Origin of the sequence: Microbacterium sp. A20, assembly GCF_004794515.1 — a bacterium.
Classification (GTDB): Bacteria; Actinomycetota; Actinomycetes; order Actinomycetales; family Microbacteriaceae; genus Microbacterium.
The window spans coordinates 54,432-67,957 of sequence record NZ_SSDF01000065.1 but is presented as its reverse complement, the minus strand read 5'-3'; the positions used below and the strand labels follow the sequence as shown (position 1 = coordinate 67,957).

13 protein-coding genes are annotated in these 13,526 nt (G+C 70.4%); 4 read left to right on the top strand and 9 right to left on the bottom strand.

The annotated features are described in order from the left end of the window. Positions 1–3: 3 nt before the first annotated feature. The 5 genes from DW298_RS05795 to DW298_RS05775 form a co-directional block, all read right to left on the bottom strand. Positions 4–735: a fumarylacetoacetate hydrolase family protein gene (locus DW298_RS05795; RefSeq protein WP_136041515.1), complete on the bottom strand. Its 732-nt coding sequence runs from the start codon at positions 733–735 to the stop codon at positions 4–6. Beyond that, positions 735–1,520 (bottom strand): SDR family NAD(P)-dependent oxidoreductase, encoded by a 786-nt coding sequence (locus tag DW298_RS05790; RefSeq protein WP_136041514.1) that lies wholly within the window; start codon positions 1,518–1,520, stop codon positions 735–737. Before DW298_RS05790 ends, DW298_RS05795 begins: the two co-directional genes overlap by 1 nt. Then, entirely contained in the window at positions 1,517–2,935 is a 1,419-nt protein-coding gene (locus tag DW298_RS05785; RefSeq protein ID WP_136041513.1) for an MFS transporter, read from the bottom strand. The genes DW298_RS05790 and DW298_RS05785 overlap by 4 nt, the downstream gene beginning before the upstream one ends. A gap of 130 nt (positions 2,936–3,065) precedes the next feature. Continuing rightward, entirely contained in the window at positions 3,066–3,854 is a 789-nt protein-coding gene (locus DW298_RS05780; RefSeq protein WP_136041512.1) for an IclR family transcriptional regulator, read from the bottom strand. Between the two features lie 55 nt (positions 3,855–3,909). Continuing rightward, complete coding sequence (locus DW298_RS05775; protein ID WP_136041511.1) at positions 3,910–4,968, bottom strand: D-2-hydroxyacid dehydrogenase; 1,059 nt, start codon at positions 4,966–4,968, stop codon at positions 3,910–3,912. Between the two features lie 99 nt (positions 4,969–5,067). On the opposite strand from DW298_RS05775, the gene DW298_RS05770 reads away from it, so the two are divergent. Together DW298_RS05770 and gndA are read left to right on the top strand one after the other, a co-directional pair. After that, on the top strand, positions 5,068–5,958 hold the full coding sequence (locus DW298_RS05770) for an NAD(P)-dependent oxidoreductase (RefSeq protein WP_136041510.1): 891 nt from the start codon (positions 5,068–5,070) through the stop codon (positions 5,956–5,958). Positions 5,959–6,014: 56 nt separating this feature from the next. Beyond that, positions 6,015–7,463, top strand: coding sequence for an NADP-dependent phosphogluconate dehydrogenase (gene gndA / locus DW298_RS05765; RefSeq protein ID WP_136041509.1), 1,449 nt, complete (start codon positions 6,015–6,017; stop codon positions 7,461–7,463). 51 nt (positions 7,464–7,514) lie between these two features. Here the strand turns inward: gndA and DW298_RS05760 are convergent, their stop codons facing one another. From DW298_RS05760 to DW298_RS05750, 3 genes are all read right to left on the bottom strand, one after another. Then, the gene (locus tag DW298_RS05760) at positions 7,515–8,765 is read right to left on the bottom strand and encodes an FAD-binding oxidoreductase (RefSeq protein ID WP_136041508.1); all 1,251 of its coding nucleotides are present in this window, start codon (positions 8,763–8,765) and stop codon (positions 7,515–7,517) included. A gap of 68 nt (positions 8,766–8,833) precedes the next feature. Next, positions 8,834–9,478 (bottom strand): bifunctional 4-hydroxy-2-oxoglutarate aldolase/2-dehydro-3-deoxy-phosphogluconate aldolase, encoded by a 645-nt coding sequence (locus DW298_RS05755; RefSeq protein ID WP_205820268.1) that lies wholly within the window; start codon positions 9,476–9,478, stop codon positions 8,834–8,836. After that, positions 9,475–10,392, bottom strand: coding sequence for an SMP-30/gluconolactonase/LRE family protein (locus tag DW298_RS05750; RefSeq protein ID WP_168429502.1), 918 nt, complete (start codon positions 10,390–10,392; stop codon positions 9,475–9,477). The genes DW298_RS05755 and DW298_RS05750 overlap by 4 nt, the downstream gene beginning before the upstream one ends. A 112-nt stretch (positions 10,393–10,504) precedes the next feature. Between DW298_RS05750 and DW298_RS05745 the strand changes: the two genes are divergently transcribed. Both DW298_RS05745 and DW298_RS05740 read left to right on the top strand, forming a co-directional pair. Continuing rightward, a complete protein-coding gene (locus tag DW298_RS05745) occupies positions 10,505–11,422 on the top strand; it encodes a dihydrodipicolinate synthase family protein (protein ID WP_136041506.1) in 918 nt (305 codons plus the stop codon). After that, positions 11,419–12,138 (top strand): SDR family oxidoreductase, encoded by a 720-nt coding sequence (locus tag DW298_RS05740; protein WP_136041505.1) that lies wholly within the window; start codon positions 11,419–11,421, stop codon positions 12,136–12,138. The genes DW298_RS05745 and DW298_RS05740 overlap by 4 nt, the downstream gene beginning before the upstream one ends. A 69-nt stretch (positions 12,139–12,207) precedes the next feature. Here DW298_RS05740 and DW298_RS05735 read toward each other — a convergent pair whose 3' ends face one another. Continuing rightward, positions 12,208–13,524, bottom strand: a complete 1,317-nt coding sequence (locus tag DW298_RS05735) for an extracellular solute-binding protein (RefSeq protein ID WP_136041504.1) — start codon at positions 13,522–13,524, stop codon at positions 12,208–12,210. Positions 13,525–13,526: the final 2 nt, after the last annotated feature.

Here is a 13,526-nt window from a genome sequence, read left to right as displayed (position 1 = left end):
CAGTCAGACGAACGCCGTGACGAGTTCGACTCCGCCCACCCGGATCGTCACGCGCTGGCCGGGTCGCACCGACGCCTGCGAATGCGGAGCACCGGTCATCACCACGTCGCCGGGCCCCAGAACGGACCACGCGGCGACGTAGGCGAGGCATTCGCGGATCGCCATCGGCAGCTCCCTGCTCCCGGTCCGGGCGACGAGGAGCCCGTCGACCTCGACATCGAGGTCGACATCGTCGATCCCCGCCTCGGTGTCGATCCACGGACCGAGGGGCGTGTACCGCTCCCCCGACTTGGACTCGAAGTTGCGCGGATCGACGCTCGCGCGGTCGGGGCTGGAGAGATCGTTCACGGCCGTGACGCCGAGCACGTACTCGTGCGCGTTCCGGGCCGTCAATCCGTGCGTCGCCCGGCCGATCACGACGGCGATCTCGCCCTCGGCCACCGGGGCGCCCGCATCGCGCCGCAGCACGACCTCCGCACCGCTTCCGACCACGGTGCGCGGACTCTTGAGCCATGCCTGCACCGGCGAGACGTGGCCCGGACCGTTCTGGGCGATGCCGACGATGACGAGCGGATCGACGGGAGCGACGACGGTTCCGGCAATGGCGTCACCCTCATCATCCGGGGCGCGGCCCTCCGCGAACGCGAGGAACGGGTCGGAGACCGGGATGAGCCCATCGGGCGTCTCGCGCACCCAGCGGGGGCCTGCTGCGGACGCGACTCGACCGAGACGCATCAGACGACCGCCGTCATTCCGCCGTCGACGAAGAGCGTCTGGCCGTTGACGAAGTCGCTCGCACCGCCGGCGAGGAAGAGCAGGGCACCGACGAGGTCGCGGGTGTCTCCCCAACGTCCGGCCGGCGTGCGTCCGCGGACCCACGCCGAGAACTCCTCGTCCTCGACGAGCGGCTGCGTGAGGGCGGTCGCGAAGTAGCCGGGAGCGATGGCGTTGGCCTGGATGCCGTGCGGGGCGAGGTCGGCACAGAGCCCCTTCGTGAACATCACGATCGCGCCCTTGGTCGCCGCGTACGCGGCGATCGACGGACGGGCGAGCTGCGACTGCACGCTGCCGATCTGGATGATCTTCCCCGAACCGCGGGCGATCATGCCGGCCGCGACGCGGCGAGACAGGTGGAACACGCTGGAGAGGTTGGTCTGCACGAGCGCATCCCAGTCCTCGTCCGCGAACTCCGCGATCGGCGCCCGCCGCTGGACTCCGGCATTGTTCACGAGGATGTCGGGCGTGCCGATGAGCTGCTCGACCTCGCGCATCCCCGCATCCACCGCCGCGGCGTCGGTGACGTCGAAGACGAGGCTGTGGACCACGGCTCCCGTGGCCTGCGCGATCTCGTGCGCAGCCGCCGCCGCTTTCCCGGCGTCACGTCCGTGCACCACGACGGTCGCACCCGCTCCGGCGAGTCCTTCCGCGAGCGTCCGGCCGATGCCCTGGCTCGAGCCGGTGACGAGCGCCGCGCGGCCGCCGAGGTCGAAGAGGGCGAGGCCCGCGGGCAGCGCACTCACCGTCCGACGGCCTTGATCGACACCGTCGTGGCGAAGACGTCGTCGCCGCCCTCTTCCCGGGAGACCTTGATCGCGTCGTCGACGCGGGTGAGGTCGCGACGCAGCGTCTCGGGAGCGAGGAACGTCGATGCGGTCGTGATCAGGGCGAGCACGGCCATGTAGATCGCGAGGAGCACCCAGTTCCCGTCGCTCACCGCGATGAGGTATGCACCGAGCACACCGGCGAGACCGCCGGCGAGCACGGCCGAGATCTCGCGGGCCATCGCCACACCCAGGTAGCGGTGACGGTTGCCGAAGAGCTCCGGGAGCATGGCGCACTGCGGTCCGAGCATGCTGTTCACGGCCACGCCGATGCCGATCGCGATCACGCCGATGGCGACGGCGTAGTTGCCGAGCGACAGGAGCCACCACGCGGGGAACGTGTAGACGAGCATGAAGACCGCTCCGAACCGGTAGACCGTGCGGCGCCCGAAACGGTCGGAGAGGTGTCCGGTGAACGGCACGGAGAAGACGCCGATCAGCGATCCGAGGGTGACACCCCAGGTGAGCAGGCTCTTGTCGGCACTGTCGCCGACCACCGTGACGAAGAACGCGAGACCGAGGGTCTGGAACATGTACGAGCCGCCGTTCTCGGCCATCCGCAGACCGATGCCGACGATGACGCCGGGGAGCCCGTGCGTGAAGATCTCCTTGATGGGGCGGTCAGCGATCTGCTCGTGCTTCTCGAGCTCGATGAACGTCGGCGTCTCGCGCAACCGCATCCGGATGAACAGGGCGAGGAGGATCAGCGCGAACGAGGCGAGGAACGGCACGCGCCATCCCCAGCTCAGCAGCTGGTCCTCGGGGAGCAGCGTGATCAGCCCGAAGACGACCGCGGCGAGCAGGGTGCCGGCCTGGATGCCGACGAACGGCAGGGCCGAGAAGAACCCCCGGCGCTTGACCGGCGCGTACTCGGCCATCAGCACTGTCGCGCCCGCCTGCTCGGCCCCCGCGCCGAAGCCCTGCAGGAGGCGCATCAGCACCAGCAGGATGGGGGCCCAGAGCCCGATCGCCTCGTAGGTGGGCAGCAGACCGATCGCGGTCGACGCCCCGCCCATCAGGACGATCGTGGCGACCAGGACCCACTTGCGCCCGAGCTTGTCGCCCAGGACACCGAAGAACAATCCGCCGAACGGCCGTGCGAGGAAGCCGACGCCGAACGTCGCGAACGCGGCGACCGTGGCCATGGCTGGGTCGTCCTGCGGGAAGAACAGGACGTTGAAGATCAACGCCGTCGAGAGCCCGTAGAGCGCGAAGTCGAAGTATTCGAGCGCGCTGCCGATGCTGGACGCGAGCGTCGCGCGGCGCAGATTCGCCGCGTACTCCGGGTCATCGGACACTGCTCGTGCTGAGGTGCGGGGGTCGGTCACTGCCATCTCCTTCGATCGGCTTCGCCTGCGGCGTGAGCACGACTGTACCAGCCCGTTGGATTGCGTTCAACCCTTTGGACCCGGTTCGGATGCACGGAAAGACACCAGCCGCGGAGGCGCGGCAGTGCGAGAGCGGTCAGCGGCGTACGGCGGTACTGAAGGGGTTCGTCAACGCCGCGGCGGCCGCACGCAGGGCCTCGCCCACGCGCTCGATGCGTTCGTAGTCCGCCTCGGCGGCACGGATGGCGACGCCGAGCGCCAGCGGCGGATCGGTGGGCGCCCAGCCCTCGAGCGGGACGGCGACGCCCACGATGCCGCGGAACGACTCCTCCGCATCCAGCGCCCAGCCGCGCCGACGGGCGGTGGCCAGCACATCGAGCAGACCGGTCATGGTGGTCGCGCTCCGGTCCGTGAGCGCGGGGAAGACCGCGTCCTCCCCCAGGAGCTCGACCACTTCGGCATCGCTCATCGCCGCGAGCAGCGCGCGACCCGTGGCCGAGAGCGGAGCGGGGAGTCGCGAGCCCAGCGGGGTCCCCAGCCGCAGCGACCGAGACCCTTCGTGCCGGGCGAGATACAGCGCATCCGTGCCGTCGAGCATGGCGACCTGCACGAGCTCGGACGCCAGCTGCGGCGAGGCCTCGCACACGCTGTAGAACTCGCGCACCTGGTTGAACTGCGCGGCGAACGCACCCCCGAGCTCGGCGGTGCGCACTCCCAGGCGGTAGCCCTGCGGCGTGCGGTCGACCATGCCCCCGGCCTCGAGCGCGAGACACAGATTCGCGGTCGACGACTTGGCCAGCCCGAGTTCGCCGGCGAGTTCGGTCAGGGTTCGGGGACCACCCGCGTCGGCGAGGAGGCCGAGCAGGCGGATGCTGCGGGTGACGGCAGGCGCGGGATCGCGTCCCTCACGGGTGTCGTCATCCATGGCTGCGCCTTCCGCCGTCAGTGGGGCCGCAGGTGCGCGAACACCCGCGTGCCGATCAGTAGAACTCGACCGTATCGACCACGGCGGTCAGCGGCTCGCCATCGAGCAGGCGCGCCGCATTCTCGGCGAAGCGACGCGCGATCCGCTCCTCCTCTTTCGAGCTGAGCGCGGCCGTGTGCGGGCTCACGAGCACGTTCGGATGCGTCCACAGGGGCGACGCGTCATCGAGCGGCTCACGCTCGAAGACATCGAGGGCGGCGAACGCGACACGTCCGTCGTCGAGGGACGCGAGCAGGGCGGCTTCGTCGATCACCGTGCCGCGGCCGACGTTGGCGACGATCGCGCCCGGCTTCACCGCGTCGAGGATGTCGGCATCGATCAGATGGTGGGTCTGCGCCGTCCCCGGCAGCGTCACGACGATCGCATCGACGTGGGACACCGCGTCGCGCAGCTCGTCGAGACGTACCAGGCGATCGACGCCGGCGACCGGCTCCCCCGACCGGGTCGTGCCCCAGACTCGGGCACCGAGTGCGTGGAAGCGCCGCGCGCACTCCGAACCGATGCCGCCGAGACCGACGATCAGCACGGTCATCTCGTCGAGCTGACGCATCTCCCAGCGGTCGGGCCACGTGCGGCTGCTCTGATCGGCGAGGAGCCGAGGGAGGTTCTTCGCGCCCGCCATCACCCCGAAGACCGCGAATTCGGCCAGAGGACCCCCGTGCACGCCGGCACTGGTGGTGAACACGATCCGGTCGAGGTCCGCACGCTCCAGCTCTGCGGCCTTGATCGCGGCCCCGCCGCCGGCTGCCGTCGTCATGACCCAGCGCAGGCGGGGATTCGCCGCCACCGTGCGGGCCAGCGCCGCGGCATCCACATCGGGAATGCCGAAGAGCACGTCGGCGGAGTCGACCAGTTCGTCGAAGGCCTGCTGCTCGCTCGCGGTGCGCGTGAAGTCCGGGTCGCCGGACCAGTCGGCAGGTCCACGCATCGGCGGGAGGAGCGAGTGATCGCGGACCACCTCGACGCGAGGCTCGAGCTCTTCGATGAGCCGGCACAGGTCTTCCCGCAGCGGCACCGTCACGACGGCGCGCAGCTTCTTCTCGGTCCCCGTCATGCTGATCCCTTCCTCGGGAAGTCGTGGATCCCTCACTTTAGCTCAGATCCATCCTGTTGGACACTGTTCTATCCATTGGATTGTTGCTACCGTGTGCGCATGGACATCTCATCCGTCACCGTCGGGGCCGTCGGTCTCGGCGCCATGGGCCGCCCGATGGCCGACCACCTGCTCGCCGCCCATGGTCGACTCGTCATCCATGCCCGTCGCCCGCAGCCGGAGTTGCTGGCGGCCGGAGCCTCCTGGGCGGAGACGCCACGCGAACTCGCCTCCAGAGTAGACGTGCTCCTGATGATGCTCCCCGATCTGCCCCCGTTCGAGGCGATGCTCGACGGCCCGGACGGACTTCTCGCGGATGCCGGCGAACTGCTCATCATGATCGGCTCCACCTCGTCGGCACCGGCGGTCCGCGCGCTCGCGGAGCGCATCGGCGCCCAGACCGACGGACGGGTGCGGGTCGTCGACTGCCCCGTCTCGGGCGGCGAAGACGGCGCGATCGCCGGGACCCTCTCGATCATGCTCGGCGGCGCCCCGGAGGATGCCGCCCTCGCCGCCGAGGTGCTCGCCCCGTGCGGCACCCCCGTCCTGCTCGGGCCGCTCGGCGCCGGCGAGGTCGCCAAGGCGTGCAACCAGCTCGTCGTCTCGGCCACGATCCTCGCGCTCGGAGAGGCGACGGTGCTCGCCGACCGCTCCGGACTCGACCTCGACGCCCTCTGGTCGCTGCTCTCCGGCGGATACGCCGGCTCCCGCCTGCTCGACAGCCGTCGCGAGAAGCTCGTCACCGGCGACGACTCCCCCAGCGGCGTCGCGCAGTACATGGTGAAGGATCTCGGCTTCGCCGCCGACATCGCCGAGGCCACCGGTACCGCACCGGTGCTGCTGCCCACCCTGCGGGCCGCCTTCGACGAGCTGGTGGCCGCGGGGCTCGGAGACCGCGACATCGCCGTGTCCCGGCGCTTCATCGCGTCGCGTGACACAGGCGAGCACTGACCTCCCGGACAGCGATACGCTGAAACCACCCCTTCTTCACCCTCGAGGAGCCTTCTGTGCCCGAAGCATCAGCGAATATCGGAGTCGTCGGACTCGCCGTCATGGGATCGAACCTCGCCCGCAACCTCGCCAGTCGCGAGGGGAACACCGTGGCGATCTTCAACCGCAGCTACGAGAAGACCCAGACGCTCCTCGACGAGCACCCCGAGGCCGGGTTCGTCCCCGCCCGCACCTACCAGGAGTTCGCCGACTCGCTGCAGAAGCCGCGCACCGCGATCATCATGGTCAAGGCCGGTGGCCCGACCGACGCCGTGATCGACTCGCTGGTCGAGGTCTTCGAGCCGGGCGACATCATCGTCGACGGCGGCAACGCCTACTTCCCCGACACGATCCGCCGCGAGAAGGCCGTCCGCGAGACCGGCATCAACTTCGTCGGCGCCGGCATCTCGGGCGGCGAAGAGGGCGCCCTGCTCGGCCCGTCGATCATGCCCGGCGGCTCGGACGAGTCCTGGGTCACGCTCGGACCGATCCTCAAGTCGATCGCCGCGGTCGCCGAGGGTGAGCCGTGCGTCACGCACGTCGGCCACGACGGTGCCGGACACTTCGTGAAGATGGTGCACAACGGCATCGAGTACGCCGACATGCAGCTGATCGCCGAAGCGTACGACCTGATCCGCCGCGGCACGGGCAAGACCCCCGCGGAGATCGCCGAGATCTTCGCCGAGTGGAACCGGGGCGAGCTGGAGTCGTACCTGATCGAGATCACCGCCGAGGTGCTCCGCCAGGTGGATGCCGAGACCGGCAAGCCGCTCGTCGACGTGATCCTCGACCAGGCCGGCGCCAAGGGCACCGGCGCGTGGACCGTGCAGACCGCGCTGTCGCTCGGCGTCCCCGTCTCGGGCATCGCCGAAGCGACCTTCGCCCGCTCCCTCTCCTCGCATCCCGAGCAGCGCGCGGTCTCCCGCGACCTGCCGGGACCGGAGGAGGAGTTCTCGGTCGAAGACACCGAGGCGTTCATCGAAGATGTGCGTCTGGCGCTCTACGCCTCCAAGATCGTCGCGTACTCGCAGGGCTTCGACGAGATCCGCGCGGGCGCCGCCGAGTACGGCTGGAACATCGACCTCGGCGCGATCAGCAAGATCTGGCGCGGCGGGTGCATCATCCGCGCCCAGTTCCTCAACCGGATCGCCGACGCCTACGCCGAGACGCCCGACCTGCCGGTCCTGCTCACCGCCCCGTACTTCACCGAGGCGATCACCCGTGCTCAGGCTGCCTGGCGCCGAGTGGTCATCGCGGCAGCCGAAGCCGGCATCCCCGCCCCGGCGTTCTCGTCGTCGCTGTCGTACTACGACGGCATCCGCGCCGACCGCCTCCCCGCCGCGCTCGTGCAGGGACAGCGCGACTTCTTCGGCGCACACACCTACAAGCGCATCGACAAGGAAGGCACCTTCCACACGCTGTGGTCGGGAGACCGCACCGAGATCGAGGCGGAAGACACGCACTGACCTCTCGTCATCGAAAGCCCGGGAACCTCGTGGTTCCCGGGCTTTTGTGCATCACACGAGGATGTTGTGGTTGCGTCGGAACACGTTCTGCGGGTCCCAGTCCGCCTTGGCCGCCCGCAGCCGGGTGAGCGCCTCCGCCGAGAACATCCCCGGCACGGCTTCGGGCCGCTCGGTGTCGGCGAAGTTGCCGTACTCGGCCAGCCGTCCGGCCCGGATGTTCTCCCCGTCGGCCTCGATCGCCGCACGGGTCTGCTCATCGAGCATCCCCGGGATGTCGAACGCCCCGGCCATCACGAACCAGTTCGCCGTGCGGGCAGGGAAGGCCGTCTCCTCCTGGGCGACGTCGTGGAACGCACCGCCCAGCGAGCGCAGGAACACCACGGACGCCGGATACGCGCGCCGGAAGGCGACGAGCCGCTCGATCAGCGCATCATCGAGGTCGGCGTAGAGCCCGTTGCCGCCGATGAAGCCGGGAGGGGCGGGAGCCTCGTCCCCTTCGGGCTGGGGCATCTCCATCAGTACCTCGCGATACGGCGGTGTCGTCACTTCCGTCTGCACGCCGGGGAGCGCGGAGATCGGCTCCAGCACGGCGCGCAGCCGATCGGGCTCCGGTGCCGCCCACACCGCGCTCAGCCGCGCTCCCGCCGGGGCGCTCGGGTCCATCGCCGGCACGTCCATATACGTGACGGTGAGCTCGCGGGGAGCGTCTCGGAGCAGATCACGCGCGGCACGGAGCACGGCGGCCGCATCGCCATCGATCACGCTCTCGGCGAAGGCGATACCGGGCAGCGGGTGCGCCTCGAAGTCGAAGCGCGTGACCACGCCGAAGTTGCCACCGCCGCCGCGCAGCGCCCAGAAGAGTTCGGGGTTCGTCTCGGATGACGCTTCGACCACATCACCGGAGGCGGTGACGACCTGTGCGCCGATCAGCTGATCGACGGCGAGACCCCAGGCCCGCACCATCCAGCCGATTCCGCCGCCGAGCGTGAGCCCGCCGACACCGACCGAGGCGGTGTCGCCCGAGCTGAGCGCGAGACCGTGCGCGGCGAGCGCCGAAGCGACATCACCCCAGACGGCGCCTCCGCCGACGCGGACGGTGGTGCCATCCACCTCGATGCCGGACAGACCGCCGAGCTCGAGCCGGATCCCCTCGGCAGGGGCATGCGACCACGGCCCGTGCCCGCCGGCGACCACGGTCAAGGGGACGGCCTCGCGGGAGGCGAGTCTGACGACGTCGGCGACCTCATCGACGGTGGAGGGGCGGTGGACGGAGGGAACGGAAGCAGCAGCGCTATCAGCCATGGCGACATGGTAGCCACGGCCGCCGACATCGCGCACCGGGTTCTCTGCGACGCCGGGGCGGACCTCGATCAGGCGGGGCTGGCGGCCCGCACGAACGACCGTGCGCGAACCGCGAGCGCCGCGAGATCTCCCCCGGGGGTCGCCGCATCGCCGACGAGCGGTCCCCCGACCCCGATCCCGAACGCCCCTGCCGCGAGGTACTCGCCCACGGTGTCGACGCTCACTCCGCCCACGGGGATGATCCGCGCGCCGGGGAACGGGTCGCGCACCGCACGGATGAAGCCGGGCCCGAGCGCCGAGGCGGGGAAGAGCTTGACCGCGGCGCTGCCGAGATCGTGACCTCGCTGAATCTCGGTCGGCGTGTACACACCCGGGAGCACACCGATGCCCTGCGCGACCGCGTATCCCACCGAGGCGCTGAGGGTCGGCGTGACCATGAACTGCGCCCCGGCGGATGCTGCCCGCTCGACGTCGGCCTCGCTGAGTACGGTCCCGGCGCCGATCAGTGCCGATGCGGGAGCATCCTGCACGACCTGGGCGATCGCCTCTTCGGCATCCGGGAGGGTGAGGGCGATCTCCAGTGTCAGCACGCCGGCGTCGATCAGCGTGCGCGCCGCGGCCACCGTCGCATCGACATCCGTGCCGCGGAGGATCGCGACGAGCCGGGTGGCGCGAAGCCGCTCTTCGAGCTGCGCGTTGTCCACGGTGCTCACCGGGCTACCTCCGCGGCCGATACGGCCCCGCGCACGACGGGGGCCTCGCCTGCCCAGGGCCACGCGGGAGTCCCGCCGACGTCGACCTGCACGCCGAGCAGCGCGCCGTCTGCTTCTCCCGGTTCTGCGATTCCGATGCTCGCCGTCGTGATCACGAGCAGCGTGCCGACGAGAGCGACCGCGGTCGGGCGCTTCGCGGGGAGCGAGATCGTCTCCAGGAGTTCACCCTCGGGCGAGTAGCGGCGCACCTCGGCGGCGTCCCAGACCGCAACCCACAGCATGCCGTCGAGGTCGATCGTCATGCCGTCGGGGTTGCCGCCGTCGACCCGGCACACCGTGCGGCGGTTCGAGAGCGCGCCGTCGGCGGCCACGTCGAAGGCTTCGATGCTGCGGTGCGGAAGGGTGTCGATGTAGTACAGCGTGGAGCCCGTGCGATCGAAGGCGAGACCGTTCGACACGGTGACCCCGCCGAGCCGTGCGACCGGGATGCCGTCGGCGCCGATGCTCCACAACGTGCAGTGCGGATCGCGCGGCATCGACTGGCTGCCCACCCAGAAGCGCCCCGCGGGGTCGCCGCCGCCGTCGTTCATGTAGTCACCGGGTGCGGCGACGTCGTCGGTGAGCGGGGTCACGGCCGCGTCATCGCCGACGTGCACGACGCGGCGATCGACGCCGACCAGCCACCCGGCTCCCGGCTGCGCGAGCGGGATGGGCGCCCCGATCTGCGCTCCCACGACGACCGCGGTCTCGGGGATCACCCTCCCCTGCTCGATCCGACCGCGGTGCAGTGACCCGGTGGCCATGTCGATCCAGGCGAGGCTGCCGTCGCGCCCGTCCCAGCGCGGAGACTCGGCCTGCACGTAGCGGGCGTCGGAGAGGATCTCCACGGTTCGGGAGGGCGGGGTGTGCGACATCCGGATCATCCTTCGCTGGTAGCTCGTAACCGTTATGTGGCAGACTATCTCACAATATGCATAACACTTGCGAGAAATGTGGACCCACGATGATGAAGCGCGGAAACAGCTGATGGCTCAGACACTCCACGGCTTGATGCCCATTCTGGCGACCCCGTTCGATGAGACGGGGGCCCTCGACCGCGCGAGCCTGCGCCGGCTGGTCGAGTTCCAGCTCGCGTCCGGCGTCGACGGCGTCGCCGTGTTCGGGATGGCGAGCGAGGGTTTCGCCCTCACGACGGACGAGCGGCGCACGATCCTGGACGACGTCGTCCGGGTCGTGGACGGCAGGATCCCCGTGATCGCCGGCGTCAACGGCACCTCCACCGCGACGTCCGTCGAGCAGTCCCTCCTCGCCGAGGATGGCGGTGCGGACGCCCTCATGGTGCTCCCGCCGTTCATGGTGAAGCCGCCCGCCGGCACGCTCGTGGACTTCTACGGCGATGTCGCCGCCGCGACCTCGCTCTCCGTCATGGTGCAGGATGCGCCCGGTGTCACCGGCGTCGCGATGGCTCCGAGCCTGATCGCCGAGATCGCCCGCCTCGACGGCGTCGACTCCGTCAAGGTCGAGGCGCCGCCGACAGCACCCAAGGTCGGCGCCGTGGTCGCCGCGATCGAGGATCCCGACTTCGCGGTGCTCGGCGGCCAGAACGCCCAGTTCTGCCTCGAGGAGTACGCGAGGGGCGCCGTCGGCACGATGCCGGCCTGCGAGTTCCCCGACCTGCTCGGCCCCGTGCTCGCACTGTTCCTCGAGGGGCGCGTCGAGGAAGCCCGCGCCGAGTTCCGTCGTATGCTCCCTCTCGTGCTCATCGGTCTGCAGGGAGGCATCGCCTGGGCGGTGCACAAGGAGGTTCTCGTCGCACGCGGCGTGATCGATCACGCGACGGTGCGCTACCCGGCGTCCCGCCTGGACGCGGGCAGCCGCGCCTCGGTCAAGCTCGTGATCGACGAGTTGGCACTCCCGCCGATCCCCGCCACGGTGCGCGTGTGACACGCCGCGGCGTACTGCTGATCGGCGGCAGCTCCGACATCGGACTCGCGATCGCCCGCGCCTTCGTCGACGGCGGAGACGCCGTCGTCGGCGTGGGGCTCGAGGACTCTGCCGACCCGGTCTTCGAGCGCTACCTCGTCGCGGACTGCAGCGTGCCCGAAGCAGCCGATCGCGCCGTCGCCGATGCCGAGCAGGCTCTCGGACGGCTCGACGTCGTGGTACTCGCCGCCGGCCGCATGCCGATCGCGCGCGCTGAGGCCACGAGCGACGACGACTGGCGCGGAGCACTGAGCGCGACACTGGACTCGGCGTTCTTCGTGGCCCGCGCGGCACTCCCCCGCCTCACCCGCGGGGCGTCGATCGTCGCGGTCACCTCGGTGAACTCGTCGCTCGCCGCCCCCGCCCTGCCCGCCTACGCGGCCGCCAAGGCGGGCGTGGACGGCCTCGTGCGGCAGCTGGCGCTCGACTACGGCCCCCAGGGCATCCGGGTCAACGCCGTGCAGCCGGGGAGCATCTCAGCCGCCGACACGGGCGAGAGCGAGGGCTACCCCCTCGGACGCATCGGGCGACCGGAGGAAGTCGCCTCGGTGGTCGCGTTCCTCGCCTCCGACGCCGCCTCCTTCGTCACGGGAACATCCATCGCGGTCGACGGCGGTCTCTCGATCTCGTCCCCCGCGGCCTGGCTGAAGCCGGTCCTGCGGGACCGCTGGCTCTAACCCCGCCCTGCGCCACACGACGAAGGCCGCGTCCCGTTTCGGGACGCGGCCTTCTTCGTGCGAGGGGGCTCAGGCGTTGGAGTCGAGCAGCCCCTGGACTTCCTTCTTCAGCGCGTTGAGGCCCGCCTGGGCCTCGACCTGACCGGCGAGGATCGTCGCGACCCCGGCACCGATGGCGGCATCGATCTGTGCCGTCACGGCGACGCGGTCCCACGCGGCGCCACGAGCGTGCTCGGAGACCTCAGTGCGGAACGCGCCCTGGAACTTGTCGGCCGCGAGCGCCGGGATCTTGTCGGCGACGCTCTTGGCGGCCGGAGCCACGGCGGAGTTCTCGTAGAGCGCGGTGGCCGCCTCGACGTTGGTCGCCGCGTAGAGGATGAAGTCACGGCTGGTGAGCTCGCCCTCGCCCGCTGTCGCGAACACGCCGCTGCCCCAGGCCCGGTTGAAGGAGTCCTTGCCACCGACGGTCGGACGAGAGATCGCCCCGATGTTGTCGATGATGTTCTGCGCGGCACCGTTCGTCTTGACGAAGGTCGAGGCGAGCGGGGCGTCGTCGTAGATCGCAGCCCGGCCGCTGGCGAACAGGATGCGGGCATCGCTGCGGGCGACGTTCGTCTGCGTCAGGCCCTGGTCTTGCAGGGACTTGTACCAGGTGACGGCCTCGACGCTCTCGGCGTCGCCCAGCGTGCACTTGAGGTCGTCGGTGACCACGTCGCTGCCGAAGCCCCACATCCACGGGACCGAGTCCTTCAGGTCGGGGTTCTTCGTGACCGCGGCGTACGGGATCAGCGACTTGTCCTGCTTCTTGATCTTCTCGAGGGCGGTGGCGAACTGCTCCACCGTCATGCCCGACTTGATGCCGACGCTCTTCGCGATCTCCCCGTTGGTGATGATGCCGATGCCGGCGGCCGTCAGCGGCAGCACGAGCAGCTTGCCGTCCATCGTGTACGAGTCGAGCACGCCCTGCGGGATGCCGAGACCCTTGGCGAGGTCGGTGAGGTCGGCGAGGATGTTCATCGGGGTGAGCACCTGCCACCCGCCCGACTGACCGACACCCATGAGGTTGCCGGAGCGTCCGGTGAGGGCGAGCTGCGTGGCCGCCTGGTCGTACGGGTAGATGACCGGGGCGACCTTGACGCCCTCCTTCTTCGAGAACCCGTCGAGGATCCCCTGCCACGCGGACTTCAGCGCCTCCTCGCCGAGCGAGTTGCCGTAGAAGTTGATCGTCGCAGCTTCCGTCGCGCCGCCCGCCGAGGCGCCTCCGGCACCGGCGCCGGGTGCGGCGGGCGTCGCACACCCGGCGAGCGCGAGTGCACCGAATGCGGCGAGCACGGTGCCGCCTCCGAGGAAGGCTCGGCGGCTCAGCTGTGAGTTCGAGATGGTCATGG

Bases quoted from the DNA above. Each gene is read 5' to 3' on its own strand.
- DW298_RS05780 (WP_136041512.1), bottom strand. From the start codon at position 3,854: ATGGATGACGACACCCGTGAGGGACGCGATCCCGCGCCTGCCGTCACC.
- DW298_RS05795 (WP_136041515.1), bottom strand. From the start codon at position 735: ATGCGTCTCGGTCGAGTCGCGTCCGCAGCAGGCCCCCGCTGGGTGCGC.
- DW298_RS05760 (WP_136041508.1), bottom strand. From the start codon at position 8,765: ATGGCTGATAGCGCTGCTGCTTCCGTTCCCTCCGTCCACCGCCCCTCC.
- DW298_RS05750 (WP_168429502.1), bottom strand. From the start codon at position 10,392: ATGTCGCACACCCCGCCCTCCCGAACCGTGGAGATCCTCTCCGACGCC.
- DW298_RS05770 (WP_136041510.1), top strand. From the start codon at position 5,068: ATGGACATCTCATCCGTCACCGTCGGGGCCGTCGGTCTCGGCGCCATG.
- DW298_RS05745 (WP_136041506.1), top strand. From the start codon at position 10,505: ATGGCTCAGACACTCCACGGCTTGATGCCCATTCTGGCGACCCCGTTC.
- DW298_RS05735 (WP_136041504.1), bottom strand. From the start codon at position 13,524: ATGACCATCTCGAACTCACAGCTGAGCCGCCGAGCCTTCCTCGGAGGC.
- DW298_RS05785 (WP_136041513.1), bottom strand. From the start codon at position 2,935: ATGGCAGTGACCGACCCCCGCACCTCAGCACGAGCAGTGTCCGATGAC.
- DW298_RS05775 (WP_136041511.1), bottom strand. From the start codon at position 4,968: ATGACGGGGACCGAGAAGAAGCTGCGCGCCGTCGTGACGGTGCCGCTG.